The organism is Methylobacterium fujisawaense, from assembly GCF_039619325.1.
Lineage (GTDB): Bacteria > Pseudomonadota > Alphaproteobacteria > Rhizobiales > Beijerinckiaceae > Methylobacterium > Methylobacterium fujisawaense.
This window is the reverse complement of sequence record NZ_CP155000.1, coordinates 5,022,745-5,043,731: the sequence shown is the minus strand read 5'-3', so window position 1 is coordinate 5,043,731 and position 20,987 is coordinate 5,022,745. Positions and strand designations below refer to the sequence as shown.

Sequence of the window (20,987 nt, the reverse complement as noted above, 5' to 3'; positions counted from 1 at the left end):
GCGCGGCCGCGGTTTAGGGGCCGTCGATGCATCTCGTGCGCATCGATACCGTCTCGCTCGACGAGGGTGAGGCGGCGGTGGATCTCGGGCAGGAGCCCGGCGATCTGGTTGTGCTGTCGTTCACCGACAGCGACCTCGCGGCGGTCGGCCAGGCCCACGCCGCAGAGCCCGGTCTGCCGAGTCTCCGGCTCGCGAAGCTCGCCAAACTGCGGCATCCGCTGTCGGTCGATCTCTACGTCGAACGCGTCGTGGCGCACGCCAAGGTGGTGGTGATCCGTTGTCTGGGCGGACTGGATTACTGGCGCTACGGGATCGAGCGCTGCGCCGAAACCGCGCGGGCGCACGGCGTCGTGCTCGCGGTCCTGCCGGGCGACGACCGGCCGGACCCCCGCCTCGCGCCGTTCTCCACCGATCCCGCCCTCGCCGGGGAACTCGACGCCTATTTCCGTGCCGGTGGTCCCGGCAATCTCCGGCGGATGCTGCGATCCCTGGCCATCCGGCTGGGCGCCGAGGGGGCGGTCGAGCCTCCGCAGCCCCTGCCCCGCGGCTTTCCCTGGTGTCCGGGTTGCGGCGCTCTCCCCCTCGAAACAGCCATTGCCGCGTCTGAAACGGCGATCCCGCTCGACGGCGCGCCGTCGCCCGCCCATCCGCTGGCCCTGCTGCTGATCTATCGCTCCGCCGTGCTCGGCGGCGACACCGAGCCGTTCGTCGCACTCTCAGCCGCGCTGCGCGCCCGCGGGATCGGGGCGCTGCCGATGGTCGTGTCAAGCCTGAAGGAGCCCGAGGCCGCGGCCTCGGTCGCCGATGCGGTGCGGGCGCGCAGACCCGACCTCGTCATCGCAGCCACGGCGTTCTCCGCGCGTGAGGACGGCACCGACTTCGTCCTCGACGGCGCCGGCTGCCCGGTCATTCAGGCGTTCACGGTAGGGTCACCGCGCGCGGCCTGGGAGGCGTCGGCCCGCGGCCTCGGCGCGTCCGATCTCGCCATGCAGATCGCGTTGCCGGAATTCGACGGCCGGCTCTCGGGCTTTCCGATCTCCTTCAAGGAGGAAAGCCCGGAGGTCGCCGGCTTCACCCAGCGGCGGGCCGTGCCCTACCCCGCAGGCATCGCCGCCCTGGCAGACCGGGCCGCGGGATGGCTGCGGCTGGCCGCCCTGCCCCGGCCGTCGCGCCGCGTGGCCCTGGTCCTGTCCGACTATCCGGCCCGGGGCGGCCGGGCCGGTTTCGCCGTCGGTCTCGATACGCCCGAGAGCGCCCGCGCCATCGCCGCCGACCTCGCCGCCGCGGGCTACGCGACGGGGGCACTTCCGGAAGCCGGCACGCTGATGGCGGATCTCACGGAGGGTCCGGCCGCGTTCCGCGTGCCCCTCCCCGCCTATCAAGCCTGGTGGAACACCCTTCCCGAAGAGACTCGCGCCTCGATCACCGCCGTCTGGGGCGAGGCCGAATCCGATCCGGCCTGCGTCGACGGCGCCTTCCGGTTCCGGATGCTGACGGGCACGGCCGCATCCGATCGGAGCGCCGCTCCGGATCGCACCGGGGACGAGGCGATCCGTGATCGCGGTCGGCTCGCCGTCTTCCTTCAACCGGACCGCGGGCGCGATCCCGATCGCAAGGCCGGCTATCACGATCTCGACCGGGCTCCGACCCATGCCTATCTGGCATTCCATCTCGGCCTGCAGCAGCACTTCGACGTTCTGGTGCAGCTCGGTACGCACGGGACAACCGAGTGGCTGCCCGGCAAAGCCGTGGCCCTGTCCCCCACCTGCTTGCCGGCGCTGTGCGTCGGCGGCCTGCCGGTGGTCTATCCCTTCATCGTCGATGATCCGGGCGAGGCCGCGCCGGTCAAGCGGCGCCTCGGCGGCGTCGCGCTCGGTCACCTGACGCCGGACGTCGCCGTCCACGCGCTGAAGCCGGAGGCCGCACGCCTGCGCGAGTTGGTGGAGGAATACGCCGCCGCGAGCGTGCTCGATCCCCGCCGCGCCGAACTGGTGGCCCGCGCCATCCTCGAGGAGGCCGAGGCCGCCGGATTGCTGGACGGCGCCGGCATCGGCCCGGACACGCCGATGGACGAGGCGCTGACCCGGCTGGACGCGCATCTCTGCGACCTCGGCGAGACCGTCTTCCGCGACGGTCTCCACGTCTTCGCCCGAGCCCCGGGCGAGGCCGCGGAGGCGGTGCTGGCAAGCGCCGCCGCCGAGCGGACCGGGCTGCTCGCGGCCCTCGACGCCCGATTCGTCCGGCCGGGGCCCTCCGGCTCGCCGTCCCGCGGGCGAAGCGACGTGCTCCCCACCGGACGCAACCTCGCGACCCTGGACCCGCGGGCCATCCCGAGCCGCGCCGCCGCGCTCCTCGGTGAGAGGGCCGCCGCCGCCGTGGTGACCCGCTACCTTCAGGACGAGGGTGCCTATCCGGCCCGGATCGTCATGGATCTCTGGGCCTCGCCGACACTGCGCACAGGCGGCGAGGATGTGGCTCATGCCCTCGCCCTCATGGGCGTGCGGCCGGTCTGGGACCATGCCAGCACCCGCGTCACCGGTTTCGAGATCCTTCCGCTGGCGATGCTCGACCGGCCACGGATCGACGTCACCGTGCGGGTCTCCGGAGCGTTCCGCGACACGTTCCCCGAGACCCTCGCGCTGCTCGACCGGGCGACCCGCGCCGTGGCCGACAGGGACGAGGCCGACGACGAGAACCCGCTGGCGGCGGCCCGCCGACGGGGCGAGACGGCCGTGCGGGTCTACGGCGCCGCGCCGGGCCGCTACGGCGCCGGTACCGCCGCGACGGCCCTCGACGGCACATGGGATGGCCGCGCCGATCTCGGTCGCGCCTATCTTGCGGCCAGCACGCACGCCTATGGCGACCGCGAGGCGCCGGATGCGGATTTCTCCGCCCGGGTGGCGGGAGCCGACGCCTATCTCCACGCCTTCGACGTGGCCGAGCGCGATCTGTTCGACGGGGATGCCGCTGTGGACGCGATGGGCGGCTTCGCGGCCGCCGCTGCCCTGGAGGGGGCGAGCCCCACGCTCTACAGCCTCGACGTCTCGCAGCCGGAGCGACCGAAAGCCCGAACTGCCCGGGAGGACGCGGCCCGCCTGATCCGTGGTCGCCTCGCCGATCCCCGCTGGATCGCCGCCCAGCTCCGTCACGGCTATCGCGGCGCGCAGGAGCTGGCTCAGGGGCTCGATGCGGTTTTCGTCCTCGCCGCCGCCAGCGATGCGGTGTCCGATGCCGGCTTCGAGACGCTGTACGCCGCCTGGATCGCCGATACCGAGGTGTTCGAGCGCCTGCGGGCCGCCAACCCCGCGGCCACCCGGGCGATCCTGGAACGGTTCGACGCCGCCCGGGACCGGGGACTCTGGCACAGCCGGCGCAACGCTCTTCCGGCCGACGCCTTGCTGCACGAGGCCGCCGAATGAGCGTCGCTCCGCGCCCGCATGGACGTGCGCTGCCCGAGGCGGCCAGCCGTCGGGGCTGGTGCCCCGGCCTGACCCGGCCGATGCCCACGGGCGACGGCTTGCTGGCGCGGGTACACCCGCCCCTGGGCGTCCTGACGCTCGGTCAGGCCCGCGCCGTGGCGGAAGGCGCCCGTCGCTTCGGGAACGGGCACCTGGATCTCACCGCGCGGGCCAATCTTCAGATCCGGGGCGTCACCGAGGCGACGCAGGCTTCCCTTGCCGCGTGGCTCTCGGCCGAGGGCCTCGGCGATGTGCGGGCCGATGGCGGGCCTCAGCGCTTGACGCTCACGAGCCCGCTGGCGGGTCGCGATCCGGAGGAGGCCATCGACGTGCCGGGACTGGCCCGTGCCGTCGAAGCGGCGGGGCTGACGATTCCCGGCCTGCCGGCCAAGACCCTGGTCGTGATCGAGGGACGCGTCGATCGGGCGACCGCGGAGGCCGATTGCGCCGTGATCGCTGACGCACCCGGCCGCGTTGCGATCACGATCGCTTGCGGCGAGGGGCGGCAGGATCTTCTGACCTGCGGGGAACGGGAAGCGCCCGACGTGGTGGCCGCCGTGCTCACCGCCTTCGCGCGGACCGGCCGGCGCCGGATGCGCGATCTGTCGGAAGACGAAAGGGCGACGCTGACGGAGGCGCTGCGGAGCGGAAAGCGACCACACGTCGCAGCGCGCGGAGGCGGGAGCGTATGGCCCGGACAAGCCCGGCAGCCACGAGGCGGACAGGACCTTCAGATCCTCGTCATCGATGCGCCCTTCGGTCGCTGTACGGCCGACGCCCTCGACCGGCTCGCGGATGCCGCGCTCACGCTCGACGCGGACGAGCTTCGACTGTCGCCGACCCGCGGTTTCATGCTCCTGGCCCCCCCGGACGTCCCGGCAGCGGCAGTGCGAGAGGCCCTGTCGGTGGACTTCATCGTTGCCGCCGACGACCCGCGGCGGGCGATCGATGCCTGCACGGGTGCCCCGGGCTGCGCCTCCGGGTCGACCCGGACCCTCACCGATGCGGCGCGCCTCGCGGCGGCGTTCGCTCCCCTGGCGGCCTCGGGCCGCGCCGCGCACGTCTCGGGATGCGCCAAGGGATGCGCCCGACCGGGCCCGGCCGACCTGACCCTCGTCGGTCGCGATGGTCTGTACGGCGTGGTGATCGGCGGTGCCCCCGCCGATGAGCCGGCGATGCATCTCCCTATCGAGGCCGTGCTGGAGCGGTTAGGAAGGGCCAAGATCGTCGGGCTGTCCGTCGCCTTCGCGCCGGAGACGACCTGGACGGACAGCGGGAGGACCAGGAGACCGGCATGAGCGCGAGCCAGAACGCCCTGCGCCAGACAGGATCGGAGCCGGCCGCGGCCCACGAATCCCCGTCCCGCTATGAGTATATCCGCGACGGCGGCGCGATCTACGCGCGCTCCTTCGCGATGATCCGCGCCGAGGCGGATCTCGGACGCTGGTCGGGCGCCGCCGAGCGCGTCGTCGTGCGCATGATCCACGCCTGCGGGATGACCGACCTGCCGACCGACGTGGAGATGTCGCCGGGCTTCGCCGAAGCGGGCGTCGCGGCCCTGAAGGCCGGCGCGCCGATCCTGTGCGATGTCCGCATGGTCGCCGACGGCGTCACCCGGGCACGGCTGCCCGCCGATAACGACGTGGTCTGCACGCTCGGCGATCCGCGCGTGCCGGAGCTCGCCCGGAGCCTCGGCACAACGCGGTCCGCAGCCGCCATGGAGCTGTGGCGCGAACGCCTGCCGGGCAGCGTCGTGGCGGTGGGCAACGCGCCGACCGCCCTGTTCCGCCTTCTGGAGCTGCTCGACGCCGGCGTCGCGCCTCCGGCCGCGGTGATCGGCATCCCGGTGGGTTTCGTCGGCGCGGCCGAATCGAAGGAGGCGCTGGCCCGGGACGGCCGCGTGCCGTTCGTGGTCGTGCACGGGCGGCGCGGCGGCAGCGCCATGACGGCCGCCGCTATCAACGCGCTCGCCAGCGAGGTCGAGTGATGGACGGTTTCGAACGCCTCGACGGCCCGACCGAGGAGCTGTCCGCGGCGGCGATGACGGGAACGCTCTACGGGGTCGGCATGGGCCCGGGCGATCCGGATCTGTTGACCGTGAAGGCGCAGCGCATCCTGATGCGCGCGCCGGTGCTGGTGCATTTCTGCAAGCGCGGCCGGCGGGGCAACGCCCGCACCATCGCGGACGCGATCCTGCGCGATCCGGCCCGCGAGATGGCACTGGCCTATCCCTACACCACCGAGATTCACCCCGAGCATCCGGAATACGTCACCGCGCTGGCGGGCTTCTACGACGAGGCGGCCGGTAAACTCGCCGACCACCTCGGCGCCGGGCGCGACGTCGCGATCCTGTCGGAGGGCGACCCGTTCTTCTACGGCTCGTTCATGCACCTGTGGCGGCGCCTGAAGGACCGCTTCCCCGTGGAGGTGATTCCGGGCGTCACCGGGATGTCGGGTTGCTGGACTCGGGCCGGTACGCCGATCACCTGGGGCGACGACGTCCTCACCGTCCTGCCGGCGACCCTGTCGCTCGAGGCCCTGACGGAGCGCCTGCGCGGCACCGACGCCGCCGTCGTGATGAAGCTTGGGCGCCATCTGCCGAAGGTGCGCGCCGCTCTGTCGGCCGCCGGGCTGCTGGCCCGTGCGGTCTACGTGGAGCGCGGTACCATGGCGGGCGAGCGGGTGGTGATGCTGGCCGACAAGGCCGACGACGACGCACCCTACTTCTCCATGGTCCTTCTGCCCGGAGAGGGACGGCGGCCGTGAGCGGAAGCCTTGCCGTCGTCGGCCTCGGCCCGGGCGACGCCGCGCTGCTGACCGAGTCCGCCCGCCGGGCGCTGGATGCGGCGGAGGATGTCGTCGGCTACTTCCCCTATGTCGCCCGTGTGCCCGAGCGACCCGGCCTGGTCCGGCATGCCAGCGACAATCGGGTGGAGGTCGACCGGGCGCGCCACGCGCTGCAGCTCGCCGCCTCCGGACGAAGGGTCGCGGTCGTCTCCGGCGGCGATCCGGGGGTCTTCGCCATGGCGGCGGCGGTGTTCGAGGCGGTGGAGCAGGGCGAGCCTGACTGGCGCGACCTCGCGATCACCGTGGAGCCGGGCGTCACCGCCATGCTGGCCGCCGCTGCCCGGCTGGGCGCGCCCCTCGGCGGCGATTTCTGCGCGCTGTCCCTCTCGGACAACCTGAAGCCCTGGCCGGTGGTGACCGCGCGGCTGGAGGCGGTGCTGCGCGCCGACTTCGTGATCGCGCTCTACAATCCGATCTCCGCCGCCAGGCCCTGGCAGCTCGGGGCGGCTTTGGAGATCGCGTCCGGGATCCGCGCGCCCCACACGCCGGTGATGTTCGCCCGCGCCATCAGCCGGCCGGACGAGGCGATCCGGGTCGCGACCCTCGCCGAGGCGCGCGACGTGCCGGCCGACATGGCCACGATGGTCATCCTGGGCGCCTCGACGACGCGGCTGATCCCGCGCGCCGGCCGGACACCCTTCGTCTACACGGCCCGCAAGGTTGAGGAACCGGCGTGATCGCCCGCCTCCAGCCAGCGGAGGGCGCCCGCAGCGTCCGGGACGCTCGGCACGTCGGGCTTGCCCGGCCGGCGCACCATGACGACGGGGATTCCGAGGGTGCGCGCCGCCGCGATCTTGCCGTAGGTCGCCGCCCCGCCGGCATTCTTGCTGACGAGAATCTCGATGCCGCTCGTGCGCATGAGCGCAGCCTCCGACGCGACATCGAAGGGCCCGCGGGCTTCCAGGGCGGTGAGGTGCGGCACCGGCAGGATCCCGCCCAACGGCTCGACCGTGCGCGCCAGATAGGTGTGTTGGGGGGCCGCCGCGAAGACCCCGGCCTCCTGCCGGCCGATCGTCAGGAACACGCGCCGCGGCGCGGATCCGAGGGCGGCGACCGCCTCATCCATCCGGTCGACCTCGATCCAGAGGTCGCCGGGCTCGCGCATCCAGGCGGGTCTGCGGATCGCGAGGATCGGCACCGCCGTCAGGGCGGCTGCGCAAGCCGCATGGTGCGACATCGTCGCGGCGAAGGGATGGGTCGCGTCGATCAGGCAATCGATCGCGTCGGCTTTCAGGTAGTCGGCGAGGCCCTCGATCCCGCCGAATCCGCCGATCCGGGTCGGCACGGGCTCGGGCTTCGGCGCGGCCGTCCGGCCGGCCAGCGAGAGCGTCACGGACAGATCCGCCCGACCAGCGAGCGACCGGACCAGGGCGCTCGCCTCGCCGGTCCCGCCGAGGATCAGAATCCGCATCGTGCCGCTCGTCGGGAACGCCGTGTCCATGGACGCCTTGTCCATGAGCCCTGAGGCGCTGTCGAGCTCACCCTGGCTGTCGATCGTCGGCATCGGCGAGGACGGGCGGGCCGGATTGACGCCGGCCGCCGCCGCCGCGCTCGATGCCGCCCGCGTGGTCTATGGCGGCCGACGCCATCTCGCCCTCGCGGGTCCGCTCGATGCGGATACGCGGTCTTGGCCGAGCCCGATCCACGAGGCCTATCCGGAGATTCTCGCGCGGCGGGGGCAGCCGACCTGCCTCCTCGCCACCGGCGACCCCTTCCACTATGGCATCGGCGCCGAGATCGCCCGGATGGTGCCGGCGGCCGAGATCCGCGCCTTCCCGCAGCCCTCGGCCTTCAGCCTCGCCTGTGCGCGGCTCGGCTGGCCGCTGGCCGAATGCGCGCTGGTCACGCTCCATGGCCGCGCGCTGACCCGGATCGTGCCGCATCTCCAGCCGGGGGCGCGGGTGCTCGTGCTGTCCTGGGACGGCACGACCCCCGGCGCGCTCGCCGCATTGCTTTGCGCGCGGGGCTTCGGCGCGTCGACGCTGACGGTGCTGGAAGCGATGGGCGGCCCGAATGAACGGGTCGGTACGACCCGCGCGGACGCGTTCGACCGCGCCGACATCGACGCGCTGAACACGGTGGCGATCGCGGTGGCGGGGCCCGGTCACGCCCTTCCTCTCGCCCCGGGCCTCGACGACGGCCTGTTCGAGAATGACGGCCAGCTCACCAAGGCCGAGATCCGGGCTCTGACCCTATCGGCGCTCCGTCCGCATCCGGGCCTGCATCTCTGGGATGTCGGCGCCGGCGCAGGCTCGATCGCGATCGAGTGGATGCTCCGTCACTGGAGCCTGCGCGCCACGGCGATCGAGGGACGCCCGGACCGGGCCGAGCGCATCCGTCGCAACGCCGTCGCCCTGGGGACGCCGGACCTCTCCGTCGTCGTCGGCACCGCCCCCGGGGCACTCGAGGGCCTGCCGACGCCGGATGCGGTCTTCATCGGTGGCGGCGTCTCCGAGCCCGGGGTCCTGTCTGCGGTGCTTGCGGCCCTCCGGAGCGGTGGTCGCTGCGTGGCCAATGCCGTCACCCTCGAAGGCGAGGCCGCGCTGCTCGCGGCCTTCGCGGCGCAGGGCGGAAGCCTGCGTCGCTACGGTGTCGAGCGGGCGAGCCCGGTCGGCGGGATGCATGGCTGGCGCACCGCCATGCCGGTGACCCAATGGGCCTGGACCAAGCCGTGACCGGATTGCTGGTCGCCGGAATCGGCTTCCGTCGGGGGACCGACGCCGACGAGATCGCGGCGCTGATCGAGCGCGCGCTCGCGGCGCTCGGTGCCGACCGGTCGAGCCTGACGGCCGTCGCCACGGCGGCCGACCGAGCCGCAGAGCCGGCGATCCGCGCGGCGACGGCACGGTTCGGCCTGTCGCCCCAGCCCGTGGCAGCCGCCGCGCTGCAGGCGCGCGACGCCGAGATCGTCACCCGCTCGGCGCGGATCGAACAGCTGCGCGGCGTCGGCTCGCTGGCCGAGGCGACGGCCCTGGCCGGCGCCGGGCCGCAGAGCCGCCTCGCCCTGCCGCGGATCACGAGCGCCGGCGCCACTTGCGCCCTGGCCGTCCGATGCGACACGACACGGGACACATGACCGTTCATTTCATCGGCGCCGGACCCGGCGCGGCCGACCTGATCACGGTGCGCGGGCGCGACCGCATCGCGGCCTGTCCCGTCTGCCTCTACGCCGGATCGCTCGTGGCCCCCGAGATCCTGGGCTGGTGTCCGCCCGGCGCCCGGATCGTCGACACGGCCCCCCTCGACCTCGACGCCATCATGGCGGAGATCCGGACGGCGCACACGGCCGGACAGGACGTGGCACGCCTCCATTCCGGGGACCTATCGATCTGGAGCGCGCTGGCCGAGCAGATGCGCCGGCTCGACGCGCTGGCGATTCCCTACACGGTAACGCCGGGCGTCCCGGCCTTCGCCGCCGCAGCCGCTCTGCTGCGCCGCGAATTGACGGTCCCCGGCGTGGCGCAGACCGTGGTCCTGACCCGAACCTCAGGCCGCGCGAGCGCCATGCCCGAGGGAGAAACCCTGTCGGCCTATGCGGCCACCGGGGCGACCCTGGCGATCCACCTGTCGATTCATGTAGTCGAGGCGGTCGCCGCGGAACTGATCCCGTTCTACGGGCCGTCCTGCCCGGCGGCGGCTGTGTTCCGGGCCTCTTGGCCCGACGAGCGGGCGCTGGTCGGCGATCTCGCTACGCTGCCCGGCCTCGTCGCGGCGGCCGGCCTGGAGCGCACCGCCCTGATCCTGGTTGGGCCCGCCCTCGGCGCCGCGGGCTTCCGCGAGAGCGCGCTCTATGCGCCCGATTACGACCGGCGATACCGGCCCGGCGGCACCGTGGGCCAGCCGTCGTGAGCGCCCCCGGCCTCCTCGTCGCGGCGCCGCGCTCCAGCTCCGGCAAGACGACCGTGACCCTCGCTCTGATGCGCGCCCTCACCCGGCGCGGCCTGCGGGTCCGCGGCGCGAAATGCGGTCCGGACTACATCGACCCGGCCTTTCACCAAGCCGCCACCGGCCATCCGAGCTTCAATCTCGACAGCTTCGCCATGGCGACGCCCCTCCTCGACACGCTCGCGGGCGAGACGGCGGCGGCGGCGGATGTGGTGATCGCCGAGGGCTCCATGGGCCTGTTCGACGGCGTCCGGGCAGCCGAGAACCGGACCGGGGCGAATGCCGACATCGCGGCGCGCTACGGCTGGCCGGTCGTGCTCGTGGTGGACGTGTCGGGCGCGGCGCAATCGGCGGCTGCGGTAGCGCTGGGCTGCACGCTCTACGATCCCCGCGTGCGGATCGCCGGGGTCATCCTCAACAAGGTGGCGAGCGACCGCCATCGCCGCCTCGTCGAAGCCGGCATGGAGCGCGCTGGATTGCCGGTGCTCGGCGCCCTGATGCGCGACGCACAGCTGGTCCTGCCCGAACGCCATCTCGGGCTCGTCCAGGCCGGCGAGACCGCGGATCTCACCGCCCGCCTCGACCGGCTGGCCGACCTCGCGGAAGCCGGTATCGACCTCGACGCCGTCCTGGCCAGTGCGGGCGGCGCCGTGCCGGCCTCCGGCGGCCGGCTGCCGCGGCCGCCTGGACAACGCGTGGCGGTCGCTCGGGACGCGGCGTTCAGCTTCCTCTATCCGCACCTTGCGACTGGGTGGCGGTTGGCCGGTGCCGAACTCGTCCCCTTCTCACCCCTCGCCGACGAAGGCCCACCGGAGGATTGCGACGTCTGCTGGCTGCCGGGGGGCTATCCCGAACTGCATGCGGGCCGAATCGCCGGCGCCGTCCGTTTCTTGGACGGGCTTCGCGACTTCGCCAGGACACGCCCCGTCCACGGAGAGTGCGGCGGCTACATGGTCCTCGGGCAGACGCTTCAGGACGCCGACGGCACCACCCATCCCATGGCGGGCCTCCTCCCGGTGGCGACATCCTATTACCGCCGCAAGTTGCATCTCGGCTATCGCGTCGCGCGGCTCTGCGGATCCGGCATGCTCGGAGAAGACGGGGCGCGCCTCATCGGCCACGAGTTCCACTATGCCACCGAGCTCTCGCCGATCGCACCGGAGGCATCAGCGCTCGCCCGCGTTTCGGATGCGGAGGGTGTGGACCTGGGGTTTGCCGGACATCGGGTCGGCCCCGTCACCGGCAGCTTCTTCCATCTGATCGCGGCTGACGCACCCTGAAACCGTCCCGGATGCAGCCGCCTCCGGGGCGCGCCGGGCGAGGCCCGCCAGCCCGCCTGTCAGGCCGGATCCGCCGCCGGCGCCGCCGTGCGGTTCTGCGCGAGGCGCGCGGCGCTGCGGACCAGCGCCAGCACATCGCGGCGCATCTGCTCATCCTCGATCTGGGCGTAGGCGCGCAGAAGCTCGATGGCACCGTGGGCGCTGAGGAAGCCGAACACGTCCTCCTGGGCGTTCTCGCGGGGCTCGGTCTCCTCGAAGAACGCGGAAACCGGAACTTCGAGAAGGCGCGCGATCTCCCGCAACCGGCCGGCGCCGACCCGGTTCTGCCCCTTCTCGTATTTCTGGACCTGCTGAAAGGTCACCCCAACCGCATTGCCGAGAGCGGTCTGGCTCATGCCCCGCGCCTTGCGCAGGGCTGTGATGCGAATCCCGACGAGACGATCGACGTCGGTGGTCTGCTTCGGCATCGTTTGCCCAGGGGAATCCTTCTCCATGGAGTGGGATGCATCCTCCTGCGAATGCGGTGTTTTCGCCTCGCTATCGCGCCGCTTCACCGCCCGCCCCTAAGTCGCATGTCGTGCACGCCGTGTGGCCGGTCATCCCTGCCGCTCATGCGGCTATAGCCCTGATCCCGACACAGGTGGCGTGCACCGCAGTTGGACACCAAGTTGTCAAGCTTCGCAAGTCAAAGGTTACAGCTTCTAGTTTAAGTACACACATCTTTGCAACATTGTTGCGGAAATGTCGATGGCGATGATTGGGCAGCTTAAGTGGTGCGCCTTGTCGCCGCGCAGGTGTTCCCCTTAGGACCGCCGATGCTTGTAGGATTGGTAGCGCGCAGGAGAGACGCATGTTCATCGCGATGAATCGCTTCAAGGTCGTCAAGGACGCGACGGCCGACTTCGAGGCCGTCTGGCTCGGCCGCGACAGCCATCTCGGCGAGATGCCCGGCTTCGTGGAATTCCATCTCCTGCGCGGCCCCGAGCACGAAGACCACGTCCTGTACGCCTCGCACACGATCTGGCGGTCGCACGCGGATTTCGAAGCTTGGACCCGATCCGAGCAGTTCCGCAAGGCGCACGGTCGCGTGCCTTCGACCAAACCCCTGTATCTCGGTCATCCCCAGTTCGAGGGTTTCGAGACGATCCAGACCGTCGCCAGACCCGCCGACGCCGAGGCGGAGGCGACGTCTTAAAGCTCAACCGAGACTCCTCGCCCGTTCCGCATGCGGGGCGGGCGCAGGGCCGGTTGAAACTTCGGACGAAGAAACGCGCTTGAATTGAAACGACGCGTTCGATGACGGCCGAACTCCAACATTGGCGGCCGCCGCATGCGTCATGCCGGCGCTCAGCATTAATCATGTATTGCAACGCCTGGGCGCGCGCTCTAGGTCGCAGCCTCCCGCCGTGACAGCGAATGCGAACCTGCCGGGCCCGCGGCTTGCTCCGTCACCGTCACCAGGCGGCGCCGAAACCTTTCGTGTCTCAGACTGGTACAGAGTCCGACTAAGACGGGACGTTGCGGGTCAGATGTTTCACGATCGGCTTCCGGAGACGTTTCAGGCGCTGCCCACCTCGGCGGAGCGCCGACGCAATGTGTGGTCGGCGCTGCTGCCCCGGCGCGGTCGTGCCCTGGCGCGGATCGCCCTGTCGACGACGCTCGCCGCGACCGATCTCGCGGCGATCGTGATGGTGTCCCTGGGCGTCGAGTTCGCCTACCACGCTCTCGCCCAGGACAGCGCATTCTGGGCGAGCAGCGTTCGCGGCCTGCGCCTGTCGGCGCTGCTGGGACTGGTGATCATCGCCGCGAACGTCCTGCGCGAGGAGTACAGCCTCGAGAACGTCATGGCGCAGAAGCCGGGCGTTCAACGCGTGGCCTCCCTCTGGCTGGTCGCCTGGGCCGCCGTGCTGGTCGTGAGCTTCATGACCAAGACGACCAACGATTATTCGCGCCTGATCTCGTTCGGGACGTTCGCCGTGGGCCTTCCGGTCCTGATCGCGGCCCGGGCATCGGTGCGGCGCCTCGTGCGGGCGCGGCTCAGTGCCGGCTCGGCCACGGCCAGCCGGATCCACCTCGTCGGCTACGAGGAGGACATCGCGCGCTTCTACGCCGGCAAGGAAGCCGATCATCTCGGCTCGCGGATCATCGGGACCAGCTACCTGCGACGGGTCGATCCCGGCGCCGACGTGGCCACCCGATACGACCAGCTGCAGGAGGATCTCGACCTCGCGGTTTCGGTGGTGCGATTCCTCCGGCCGGACGACGTCTTCGTGCTCGTGCCGTGGGCCGACACCGCGGAGGTCGAGCGGTGCATCGACGCGTTCCTGCGGGTGCCCTCGGCCCTGCATCTGCGCCCCGGCGCCGTCCTCGATCGCTTTCCCGATCTGCAGGTCGCCCGGGTCGGCGGAGTCTCGGGGATCAATATCGGTCGTCGGCCGCTCAATCTGGGCGAGGTGATGCTGAAGCGCCTCCTCGATCTGACCTTGGCGACCATCGCCCTGGTGTCGCTGTCCCCGTTGCTGGCGGCCATCGCCGTTGCGATCAAGCTCGACAGCCCCGGCCCGGTCTTCTTCCGGCAGAAGCGCTACGGTTTCAATCAGCAGCCGTTCGGCGTCTTCAAGTTCCGGTCGATGCGCACGGATGCGAATGCCGCCTTCCGGCAGGCGACCCGCAACGACAGTCGGATCACCCGGGTCGGCGCGATCCTGCGCCGGACCAATCTCGACGAGCTGCCCCAGCTGATCAACGTCCTGCGCGGGGAGATGTCGCTGGTCGGTCCCCGCCCGCATGCGCTGGCCCACGACCGGAGCTTCGAGCGGCGGATCGCCCTCTATGCACGCCGCCACAACGTGAAGCCTGGGATCACGGGTTGGGCTCAGGTCAACGGCTACCGGGGGGAGACCCAGACCGACCTCGCCATGGAGCAGCGCGTCGCCTGTGACCTGCACTACATCGACAACTGGTCGATCTGGTTCGATATCCAGATCATGATCCAGACGGTCATTTCGCGCCGCGCATACCAGAACGCGTTCTAAGGCGCGGGCGCGAGGCGGTCGGGAGGCGCCATTCCCGCGGGCGTGGCACGCTCCTGGATTGCTCCCCGCCGCCAGCGCGGACGGGCTGGACCAGGCAACTCGGTCTCGCGGCTCAGGGTGCCAGCTTCCGCTGACGACAGGTGCCGCAATCGCCCTCGACCTCCAGGATACTGTGGGTCGGCGTGAATCCGGCCCGCTCCAGAGTGCGCCCGAGGCTGCCCTCGACCTCCTCCGACGAGGCCTCGTCGACGCCGCCGCAGGTCCGGCAGATCAGAAAAATCACCCCCTCCCCGGGCGCGTGGCCGTGCGCGCAGGGGATGAAGGCGTTGCGGCTCGCGATCCGATGGACCAGCCCCTGATCCATCAGGAAATCGAGGGCGCGGTAGACCGAGACCGGGGCCACACGCTTGCCCGGCGCGCTCAGCCGCTCGGCGATGTCGTAGGCGCCCTGAGCCTTCCCGGCCTCGGCCACGGCCTCCAGCACCTCGCGGCGCAGGGGCGTGAACTGCAGACCGCGCTCGCGACAGAGGGCCTCGGCCCGCGCGAGAATGTCACCGGTGCCGGCGTGGCACGCGTCGTGACCCTCGTGACGGTGCATGATTGCTCCAAACATGATCCGCAGGTTGTCCCGCGGGTTTGTTACAGTGTATCACCGCGGCCCAGGACCGCACCAGTAGCTCCGCGTGGTGCCCGCGCCGGTGTCAGTGCGCGACGAGGATTCCTTGCCGACCATTCCCAGCCCGAGACGCGCGGCCCGACGATCGCTGTTCCAGAGCGGGATCGGCCTGCGGCTGGCGCTCGCCGCGACGCTCGCGGCGCTGGTCTGGCTGACCATCGCCTGGGCGCTTTCGGCATGAGCGGCCCGAATCCGGATCCGATCCGCCTCGTCGGCCTCACCCTCGGTTACGACCGGCATCCAGCGGTCCACCACCTCGACGGGACCGTGCGAGCGGGCGACCTGCTCGCGCTGGTCGGACCGAACGGCGCCGGCAAGTCGACGCTGCTGAAGGGCATGGCCGGAGAGATACGCTGCCTCGACGGCCGCATCGAACGTGCGGGCGCCCTGGCATACATGCCGCAGGCGGACGAGATCGACCGGAGCTTTCCGCTCACCGTCATGGATCTCGCCGGGATGGGTCTCTGGCGGCAGGCGGGAGCGTGGCGCAGCCTCGTCCGGCGGCGGCCGGCCATCGAGGCCGCGCTGGCGGCGGTCGGTCTCGAGGGCTTCGCGGCGCGGCCGATCGGTACCCTGTCGGGTGGTCAGTTCCGGCGCGCGCTGTTCGCCCGGCTGATCCTGCAGGATTGCCCCGTTGTGCTCCTCGACGAGCCCTTCACCGGGATCGATGCGCGGACGGTCGACGATCTGCTGGTGCTGATTGCGACCTGGCACAAGGAGGGGCGGACCGTGGTCGCCGCCCTGCACGACCTCGCGCAGGTCCGCGCGCATTTCCCGACGACGCTGCTGCTCGCCCGGGAGCCCGTGGCCTGGGGGCCGACCGCGCGGGTTCTGACCGCCGAAAATCTGGCCCGCGCCCGCAACCTGTCCGAGGCCTGGGACGAGGGCGCGGCGATCTGCGAAGGACCGCGGAAGCCCGCGGAGCCGGCGCACGATCACGGCCGGGCAGCGCATCACCATCACGAGGACGCCGCGTGACCGATCCGTTCGGGTCTCTGTTTGCGCCGTTCGTCGAATTCGGCTTCATGCGCCGGGCGCTGGCGGGTTGCCTCGCCCTGTCGGTGTCGGCACCGCCCATCGGCGTCTTCCTGACGCTGCGCCGCATGAGCCTCATGAGCGACGCGATGAGCCACGCGATCCTGCCGGGGGCTGCGGTCGGCTTCCTGGTCGCCGGCCTGTCCCTGCCGGCGATGACGCTGGGCGGCCTCGTCGCCGGCCTCGCGGTGGCCCTGCTCGCGGGCGCCGTCACCCGGGCGACCACGATCCGGGAGGACGCCAACCTCGCGGCCTTCTACCTCATCTCGCTCGCCGCCGGCGTGCTGCTGGTCTCCCTGCGCGGATCGCAGATCGACCTCATGCACTTCCTGTTCGGCTCGGTCCTGGCCCTGGACGATTCCGCCCTCTGGCTGCTCGGCGGCATCAGCACGCTGACCCTGCTGGCGCTCGCCGTGATCTACCGGCCGCTCGTGATGGAATGCGTCGACCCGCTGTTCCTGCGGAGTGTCAGCCGCAGCGGCGGTCCCGTGCACCTCGCGTTCCTGGCGCTCGTGGTGGTCAACCTCGTCGGCGGGTTCCAGGCCCTCGGGACCCTGCTGGCGGTCGGCCTGATGCTGCTGCCCGCAGTGGCGGCCCGGTTCTGGGCCCGCGACCTGGCCGGACTGATCCCGGTCTCGATGCTGATCGCCGCCCTCGCGAGCGTCTCGGGGCTCAGCCTGTCGTACCAGTACGACCTGCCGAGCGGCCCGGCCATCGTTCTGGCGGCCGGGGCCCTCTATGTCGCCTCGATGATGGTGGGGCCGCGCGGCGGCCTGCTGCGCCGCCTCGTGCGGCCGCGTCACCTCGAAGCCTGATCAGGGCTGGTCCTTCAGGGCCGCGAGACCTTCGCGGTAGGTCGGATAAGCGAGGGCCACGCCGAGCTCCTCGCGGATCAGCCGGTTCCGCACGCGCTTGTTCTCGCCGTAGAAGCTGCGCGCCATCGGCGACAGGTCGGCGGTCTCGAAATCGATCTCGGGCGGCAGCGGCAGGCCGGTGAGGGAGGCGGCGTGCTCGGTCACCGTCTGGGGCGCGGTCGGCTCGTCGTCCGTGACGTTGTAGATCGCCCCCGGCCGCGGGCGGTAGATGGAGGCCAGCAGCGTCGTGGCGATGTCGTCGACATGGATGCGGTTGAAGACCTGCCCGGCCTTCACGATCCGCTGCGAACGACCCTCGCGCAGTTTCACGATCGGGTTGCGCCCGGGTCCGTAGATGCCCGAGAGCCGGAAGACCTGCAGGGCCTTCCCGGTCTCGGCGCCGAGCGCGAGCCACGCCGCCTCGGCCTCGAGGCGCACCTTCGACCGGGCGCTGCGTGGCGCCGCGGGTGTCGTCTCGTCGATCCACGCGCCGCCCTGGTCTCCGTAGACGCCGATCGTCGAGAGATAGCCGATCCAGCCGATCCGGCTCGCCGCGATGGCGTCCCCGTAGCGGGCGAGAACCGGGTCTCCCGCCTCGCCGGGGGGGGCCGAGGCGAGCAGCACGTCCGTGTCGGCGAGATCCGCGGCGATCCGGGGATCGTCGGCCTCCGGCCCGAAGGCGCGCATGGCGAACCCGGTCTCCGCCGCGACGCGGTCGGCGGCCGCGGGATCCGTGACGCTGGCGCGGACGGTCCCGAAACGCGCTCGCGCCCGTTCGGCGAAACGGCGGCCGGTGAAACCGAGCCCGAAGACGAAGAGATTCATGGGGCGGATGTCTCGCCCACGGGCGATTCCGTCAAGGCGGCGGCGGCCGTCCACTCGTCGCGGACATGGGCGTCGGTCTCGCGGTCGCCATGAAGCCGGCGGAGCGCGTGCAGGGCATCCGGCGCGAGCAGCCGGCCGCAGGCCCAGACCGCCATGCCGCGCACCAGGGGAGACGCGTCATCGAGGGCCGCGACGGCCGCGCCCGCCAGATCGGGATCGCCGGAATTGCCGATCGCGATCATGACGTTGCGCAGGAAGCGGTCGCGCCCCGTGCGCTTCACCGGCGTGCCGGCGAAGAACGACCGGAACGCCGCATCGTCGAGACCGGCGAGATCCGCCAGCGCCGGGGCCGCCAGATCCGCGCGCGCGGCGAGCCGGTTCTCCGCCGCCGAACGGGCGAACTTGTTCCAGGGACAGACGGCCAGGCAGTCGTCGCAGCCGAAGACCCGGTTGCCGATCGCCGGCCGGAACGCGGCAGGGATCGGACCGGCATGCTCGATCGTCAGATACGAGATGCAGCGGCGGGCATCGAGCCTGTAGGGGGCCGGAAAGGCGTCGGTCGGGCAGATGTCCAGGCAGGCGCGGCAGGAGCCGCAATGGTCGCGCTCCGGCGGGTCGGGCTCGAATTCCGCGCTCGTGTAGATCGCCCCGAGGAGCAGCCAGTTGCCGTGCCCGCGGGAGATCAGCACCGTGTGCTTGCCCTGCCAGCCGAGGCCGGCCGCCTCGGCGAGGGTCTTTTCCATGACGGGGGCGGTGTCGCAGAAAACCTTCACCCGCACGTCGCCCTTGGCGGAGAGATACCCCCCCAATTCTTTCAGACGACCCTTCAAAACCTCGTGATAATCCCGCCGCTGTGCATAAGCGGCGATGGCCCCGCGATCCGGCCGGGCCAGGAGGTCCAGGGGATCGTGCTCGGGCCGGTAGCTCATCGCGAGCACCAGGATGCTGCGCAGGCCGGGCCACAAGTCCACCGGGCTCGCCCGTTGGTCGGCCCGCTCCGCCATCCACTCCATGGTGCCGTGCGCGCCCTCGGCGAGCCAGGTCGACAGGCGGCCCGGAAGGTCCGGGAGCCTGTCGGGACGGGTGACGCGCAGGCCGCAGAAGCCGAGCGTCCGGGCCCGGGTCTCGACGAGGCGGCGGAGATCGGCGCCGAAATAGGTTCGTCGGGCGGTCAGAAATCCAGGTCCGCGTAATGGGCGGCCGGTGCCATGCCGGGCACGCGGTCGGCGAGCAAAGCGCGGAACGAGGGCCGCGACTTGACCCTTGCGTACCAGTTCCGGGCCATCTCGTCCTCGTCCCAGGGCACGTCGCCCAGGTAGTCGACGCAGGAGAGATGGGCGGCCGCCGCCAGATCGGCATAGGTCAGGTTGTCGCCGGCGATCCATCGCCGCCTGGCGATCAGGTAGCCGATATACTTGAGGTGGTAGCGCACGTTGGAGCGCGCGGCGCGGATCGCGTTCATGTCGGGCGGGCCGCCGCCCTCATGGGCCGACATGAAGCGCTTCGAGATCTTCTCGTTCACGAGGTAGGCCGTCACCTCGGACTCGAACTTGACCAGGAACCAGTCGAGCAGGCGCCGGACTTCGACGCGCTCGACGGTGTCCTCCGGCAGCATGCGCCGCCCCGAGAGCCCGAGGCCGCGGGTCTCGTCGAGATACTCGGCGATGACGCCGGCACCGGGGACGACGAGCCCGTTCTGCTCCAGCAGCACGGGTGTGACGCCCGCCGGATTGATCAGCAGGAAGTCGTCGCGCCGTTCCCAGGGCCGTTCCTCGAACAGCGTCGGCTCCATGCCCATCTCGGCGAGTACGAGACGGATGAACCGGGAATTCGCGCAGAAGGGGAAGTGGTAGAGGGTTGCCATCGAGGCCGTGGAGGACGTTCGGTCTGCCAACGCGGCCTGTCCCGCGCTCGTCGAGGGCCCTGATGCGCAGGTGTTCGGCGCGCAGGACTTCGGACCGAGCGTTATTGCCCGACCGTTTCCGAGCCCTTAACACGCCCGGCCCGGCCCGGTAACCGCTCGTCAACCCTAATGGGCGAAGCCTCGGGCTCAACCATTTCGCGTGGCAGGCGGCGGCTCGACGGGGGCCGCAGCGCCCACGGCACAAGGCGTCACGATGGATCCGGCAAGCATCGGCAAGGCAGTGCTGCTCGCCCTTGTGGAGGGGGCGACCGAATTCATCCCGGTCTCGTCGACCGGCCACCAGTTGCTGGTCGGACACTTCATCGGCTTCCACTCGCCCAACAACACCTTCGAGGTGCTGATCCAGCTCGGCGCGATCCTGGCGATCCTGCTGGTGTATTTCCGCCGCCTGCTGGCGATCGCCACGGCGGTGCCGTCCGATCCGAAGGCGCGCCGGTTCGTGCTCGGCATCCTGGTGGCGTTCCTGCCGGCAGCGATCATCGGCGGCCTCTTCTCCAAGCTGATCAAGGCCTACCTGTTCAATCCGTGGATCGTGTGCGCGACCCTGGTGGCCGGCGGCCTAGTGCTGCTCGTCATCGACGACACCGACCTCGAGGTGAAGAAGAAAGACGTCTACGACTTCACCCTGCCGATGGACCTGAAGATCGGCATCTTCCAGTGCCTCGCCATGATCCCCGGCGTGTCGCGTTCGGGCGCCACCATCGTGGGCGCGATGCTGATGGGCGCCGACAAGCGCTCGGCCACCGAGTTCTCGTTCTACCTGGCGATGCCGACGATGGCGGGCGCCTTCGCCAAAGACCTGCTCGACAACTACAAGTACCTTTCGAGCAACGATGTCGGCCTGATCGTGATCGGCTTCGTCGTGTCGTTCGTCTCGGCGCTGTTCGTGGTGCGGGTGCTTCTCGACTACGTCTCCCGCCACGGCTTCTGGCTGTTCGCGTGGTGGCGGATCATCGTCGGCGCCCTCGGCTTCGCCGGCCTGATCATCCTGGGCTAACGGGCCGGTCCCTCTCGGGCCCGGACGACCGGATCGGCGGATCCGCCTCGGCGGCGTGATCCGTCCGGTCGTCGGTCCGGGCACCGTAGACGGGCCCGCAATCCGGAAATGCTGGCTTTGCCGAAGCCTGCCGGGTCGGCATGTCCGGTTTCCGGGCTCCCCGTCGCGCCG

21 protein-coding genes are annotated in these 20,987 nt (G+C 71.3%); 15 read left to right on the top strand and 6 right to left on the bottom strand.

The window, feature by feature from the left end:
- Positions 1 to 26 precede the first annotated feature (26 nt).
- Genes cobN through cobJ form a run of 5 tightly spaced genes read left to right on the top strand, consistent with a single transcriptional unit; the run spans position 27 to position 6,982 of the window.
- Positions 27 to 3,419 carry a cobaltochelatase subunit CobN gene (cobN, locus tag ABC766_RS23925; protein WP_345819688.1) on the top strand — a complete coding sequence of 1,131 codons (3,393 nt, stop codon included), beginning with the start codon at positions 27 to 29 and terminating at the stop codon, positions 3,417 to 3,419.
- The gene (gene cobG / locus ABC766_RS23920; protein WP_345819687.1) at positions 3,416 to 4,756 is read left to right on the top strand and encodes a precorrin-3B synthase; all 1,341 of its coding nucleotides are present in this window, start codon (positions 3,416 to 3,418) and stop codon (positions 4,754 to 4,756) included. The genes cobN and cobG overlap by 4 nt, the downstream gene beginning before the upstream one ends.
- The gene (locus tag ABC766_RS23915; protein ID WP_257787421.1) at positions 4,753 to 5,445 is read left to right on the top strand and encodes a precorrin-8X methylmutase; all 693 of its coding nucleotides are present in this window, start codon (positions 4,753 to 4,755) and stop codon (positions 5,443 to 5,445) included. The genes cobG and ABC766_RS23915 overlap by 4 nt, the downstream gene beginning before the upstream one ends.
- Complete coding sequence (locus tag ABC766_RS23910; RefSeq protein WP_043758383.1) at positions 5,445 to 6,224, top strand: precorrin-2 C(20)-methyltransferase; 780 nt, start codon at positions 5,445 to 5,447, stop codon at positions 6,222 to 6,224. The genes ABC766_RS23915 and ABC766_RS23910 overlap by 1 nt, the downstream gene beginning before the upstream one ends.
- The gene (gene cobJ / locus ABC766_RS23905; protein ID WP_043345289.1) at positions 6,221 to 6,982 is read left to right on the top strand and encodes a precorrin-3B C(17)-methyltransferase; all 762 of its coding nucleotides are present in this window, start codon (positions 6,221 to 6,223) and stop codon (positions 6,980 to 6,982) included. The genes ABC766_RS23910 and cobJ overlap by 4 nt, the downstream gene beginning before the upstream one ends.
- On the opposite strand, the gene ABC766_RS23900 is transcribed toward cobJ, so the two are convergent.
- The gene (locus ABC766_RS23900) at positions 6,949 to 7,716 is read right to left on the bottom strand and encodes a cobalt-precorrin-6A reductase (protein WP_345819686.1); all 768 of its coding nucleotides are present in this window, start codon (positions 7,714 to 7,716) and stop codon (positions 6,949 to 6,951) included. The two genes, cobJ and ABC766_RS23900, sit on opposite strands and share 34 nt — an antisense overlap.
- A 28-nt stretch (positions 7,717 to 7,744) precedes the next feature.
- On the opposite strand from ABC766_RS23900, the gene cbiE reads away from it, so the two are divergent.
- The 4 genes from cbiE to ABC766_RS23880 are packed head-to-tail and all read left to right on the top strand — an operon-like array spanning position 7,745 to position 11,470.
- Positions 7,745 to 8,980, top strand: coding sequence for a precorrin-6y C5,15-methyltransferase (decarboxylating) subunit CbiE (cbiE, locus tag ABC766_RS23895; RefSeq protein WP_342140900.1), 1,236 nt, complete (start codon positions 7,745 to 7,747; stop codon positions 8,978 to 8,980).
- Positions 8,959 to 9,381 (top strand): cobalamin biosynthesis protein, encoded by a 423-nt coding sequence (locus ABC766_RS23890; protein WP_043345283.1) that lies wholly within the window; start codon positions 8,959 to 8,961, stop codon positions 9,379 to 9,381. Before cbiE ends, ABC766_RS23890 begins: the two co-directional genes overlap by 22 nt.
- Entirely contained in the window at positions 9,378 to 10,154 is a 777-nt protein-coding gene (cobM, locus tag ABC766_RS23885) for a precorrin-4 C(11)-methyltransferase (protein WP_043345280.1), read from the top strand. Before ABC766_RS23890 ends, cobM begins: the two co-directional genes overlap by 4 nt.
- Positions 10,151 to 11,470, top strand: a complete 1,320-nt coding sequence (locus ABC766_RS23880) for a cobyrinate a,c-diamide synthase (RefSeq protein ID WP_279899241.1) — start codon at positions 10,151 to 10,153, stop codon at positions 11,468 to 11,470. Before cobM ends, ABC766_RS23880 begins: the two co-directional genes overlap by 4 nt.
- A 59-nt stretch (positions 11,471 to 11,529) precedes the next feature.
- Here the strand turns inward: ABC766_RS23880 and ABC766_RS23875 are convergent, their stop codons facing one another.
- Positions 11,530 to 11,964, bottom strand: a complete 435-nt coding sequence (locus tag ABC766_RS23875) for a helix-turn-helix domain-containing protein (RefSeq protein ID WP_078947404.1) — start codon at positions 11,962 to 11,964, stop codon at positions 11,530 to 11,532.
- Between the two features lie 356 nt (positions 11,965 to 12,320).
- On the opposite strand from ABC766_RS23875, the gene ABC766_RS23870 reads away from it, so the two are divergent.
- Positions 12,321 to 12,665, top strand: a complete 345-nt coding sequence (locus ABC766_RS23870; protein WP_043378573.1) for an antibiotic biosynthesis monooxygenase family protein — start codon at positions 12,321 to 12,323, stop codon at positions 12,663 to 12,665.
- A gap of 334 nt (positions 12,666 to 12,999) precedes the next feature.
- The gene (locus ABC766_RS23865) at positions 13,000 to 14,505 is read left to right on the top strand and encodes an undecaprenyl-phosphate glucose phosphotransferase (protein WP_287089497.1); all 1,506 of its coding nucleotides are present in this window, start codon (positions 13,000 to 13,002) and stop codon (positions 14,503 to 14,505) included.
- 112 nt (positions 14,506 to 14,617) lie between these two features.
- Here ABC766_RS23865 and ABC766_RS23860 read toward each other — a convergent pair whose 3' ends face one another.
- Entirely contained in the window at positions 14,618 to 15,103 is a 486-nt protein-coding gene (locus ABC766_RS23860) for a Fur family transcriptional regulator (protein ID WP_043347562.1), read from the bottom strand.
- A 124-nt stretch (positions 15,104 to 15,227) separates the two neighbouring features.
- Here ABC766_RS23860 and ABC766_RS23855 point away from each other — a divergent pair, with 124 nt between their 5' ends.
- From ABC766_RS23855 to ABC766_RS23845, 3 genes are read left to right on the top strand one after another with little or no spacing between them, the layout of a single operon-like run.
- A complete protein-coding gene (locus ABC766_RS23855; protein WP_257787422.1) occupies positions 15,228 to 15,362 on the top strand; it encodes a hypothetical protein in 135 nt (44 codons plus the stop codon).
- On the top strand, positions 15,359 to 16,159 hold the full coding sequence (locus ABC766_RS23850; protein WP_345819685.1) for an ABC transporter ATP-binding protein: 801 nt from the start codon (positions 15,359 to 15,361) through the stop codon (positions 16,157 to 16,159). Before ABC766_RS23855 ends, ABC766_RS23850 begins: the two co-directional genes overlap by 4 nt.
- Positions 16,160 to 16,206: 47 nt before the next feature.
- Entirely contained in the window at positions 16,207 to 17,031 is an 825-nt protein-coding gene (locus ABC766_RS23845; RefSeq protein WP_051044682.1) for a metal ABC transporter permease, read from the top strand.
- Here the strand turns inward: ABC766_RS23845 and ABC766_RS23840 are convergent, their stop codons facing one another.
- Genes ABC766_RS23840 through ABC766_RS23830 form a run of 3 tightly spaced genes read right to left on the bottom strand, consistent with a single transcriptional unit; the run spans position 17,032 to position 19,759 of the window.
- Entirely contained in the window at positions 17,032 to 17,895 is an 864-nt protein-coding gene (locus ABC766_RS23840; RefSeq protein WP_345819684.1) for an SDR family oxidoreductase, read from the bottom strand.
- Entirely contained in the window at positions 17,892 to 19,070 is a 1,179-nt protein-coding gene (queG, locus tag ABC766_RS23835; protein WP_345822830.1) for a tRNA epoxyqueuosine(34) reductase QueG, read from the bottom strand. The genes ABC766_RS23840 and queG overlap by 4 nt, the downstream gene beginning before the upstream one ends.
- The gene (locus ABC766_RS23830; protein ID WP_043347569.1) at positions 19,067 to 19,759 is read right to left on the bottom strand and encodes a glutathione S-transferase family protein; all 693 of its coding nucleotides are present in this window, start codon (positions 19,757 to 19,759) and stop codon (positions 19,067 to 19,069) included. The genes queG and ABC766_RS23830 overlap by 4 nt, the downstream gene beginning before the upstream one ends.
- Before the next feature lie 253 nt (positions 19,760 to 20,012).
- Between ABC766_RS23830 and ABC766_RS23825 the strand changes: the two genes are divergently transcribed.
- Complete coding sequence (locus ABC766_RS23825) at positions 20,013 to 20,816, top strand: undecaprenyl-diphosphate phosphatase (protein ID WP_274927026.1); 804 nt, start codon at positions 20,013 to 20,015, stop codon at positions 20,814 to 20,816.
- Positions 20,817 to 20,987: the final 171 nt, after the last annotated feature.

What these genes read in the sequence shown, in the direction of transcription:
- ABC766_RS23850 (WP_345819685.1), top strand. Translation starts at nt 15,359, where the DNA reads ATGAGCGGCCCGAATCCGGATCCGATCCGCCTCGTCGGCCTCACCCTC.
- cobN (WP_345819688.1), top strand. Translation starts at nt 27, where the DNA reads ATGCATCTCGTGCGCATCGATACCGTCTCGCTCGACGAGGGTGAGGCG.
- ABC766_RS23845 (WP_051044682.1), top strand. Translation starts at nt 16,207, where the DNA reads ATGCGCCGGGCGCTGGCGGGTTGCCTCGCCCTGTCGGTGTCGGCACCG.
- ABC766_RS23910 (WP_043758383.1), top strand. Translation starts at nt 5,445, where the DNA reads ATGGACGGTTTCGAACGCCTCGACGGCCCGACCGAGGAGCTGTCCGCG.
- ABC766_RS23900 (WP_345819686.1), bottom strand. Translation starts at nt 7,716, where the DNA reads ATGCGGATTCTGATCCTCGGCGGGACCGGCGAGGCGAGCGCCCTGGTC.
- ABC766_RS23865 (WP_287089497.1), top strand. Translation starts at nt 13,000, where the DNA reads ATGTTTCACGATCGGCTTCCGGAGACGTTTCAGGCGCTGCCCACCTCG.
- ABC766_RS23840 (WP_345819684.1), bottom strand. Translation starts at nt 17,895, where the DNA reads ATGAATCTCTTCGTCTTCGGGCTCGGTTTCACCGGCCGCCGTTTCGCC.
- ABC766_RS23875 (WP_078947404.1), bottom strand. Translation starts at nt 11,964, where the DNA reads ATGGAGAAGGATTCCCCTGGGCAAACGATGCCGAAGCAGACCACCGAC.
- cbiE (WP_342140900.1), top strand. Translation starts at nt 7,745, where the DNA reads ATGGACGCCTTGTCCATGAGCCCTGAGGCGCTGTCGAGCTCACCCTGG.
- ABC766_RS23860 (WP_043347562.1), bottom strand. Translation starts at nt 15,103, where the DNA reads ATGCACCGTCACGAGGGTCACGACGCGTGCCACGCCGGCACCGGTGAC.
- ABC766_RS23830 (WP_043347569.1), bottom strand. Translation starts at nt 19,759, where the DNA reads ATGGCAACCCTCTACCACTTCCCCTTCTGCGCGAATTCCCGGTTCATC.
- ABC766_RS23890 (WP_043345283.1), top strand. Translation starts at nt 8,959, where the DNA reads ATGGGCCTGGACCAAGCCGTGACCGGATTGCTGGTCGCCGGAATCGGC.
- cobG (WP_345819687.1), top strand. Translation starts at nt 3,416, where the DNA reads ATGAGCGTCGCTCCGCGCCCGCATGGACGTGCGCTGCCCGAGGCGGCC.
- ABC766_RS23915 (WP_257787421.1), top strand. Translation starts at nt 4,753, where the DNA reads ATGAGCGCGAGCCAGAACGCCCTGCGCCAGACAGGATCGGAGCCGGCC.
- cobM (WP_043345280.1), top strand. Translation starts at nt 9,378, where the DNA reads ATGACCGTTCATTTCATCGGCGCCGGACCCGGCGCGGCCGACCTGATC.
- ABC766_RS23870 (WP_043378573.1), top strand. Translation starts at nt 12,321, where the DNA reads ATGTTCATCGCGATGAATCGCTTCAAGGTCGTCAAGGACGCGACGGCC.
- ABC766_RS23825 (WP_274927026.1), top strand. Translation starts at nt 20,013, where the DNA reads ATGGATCCGGCAAGCATCGGCAAGGCAGTGCTGCTCGCCCTTGTGGAG.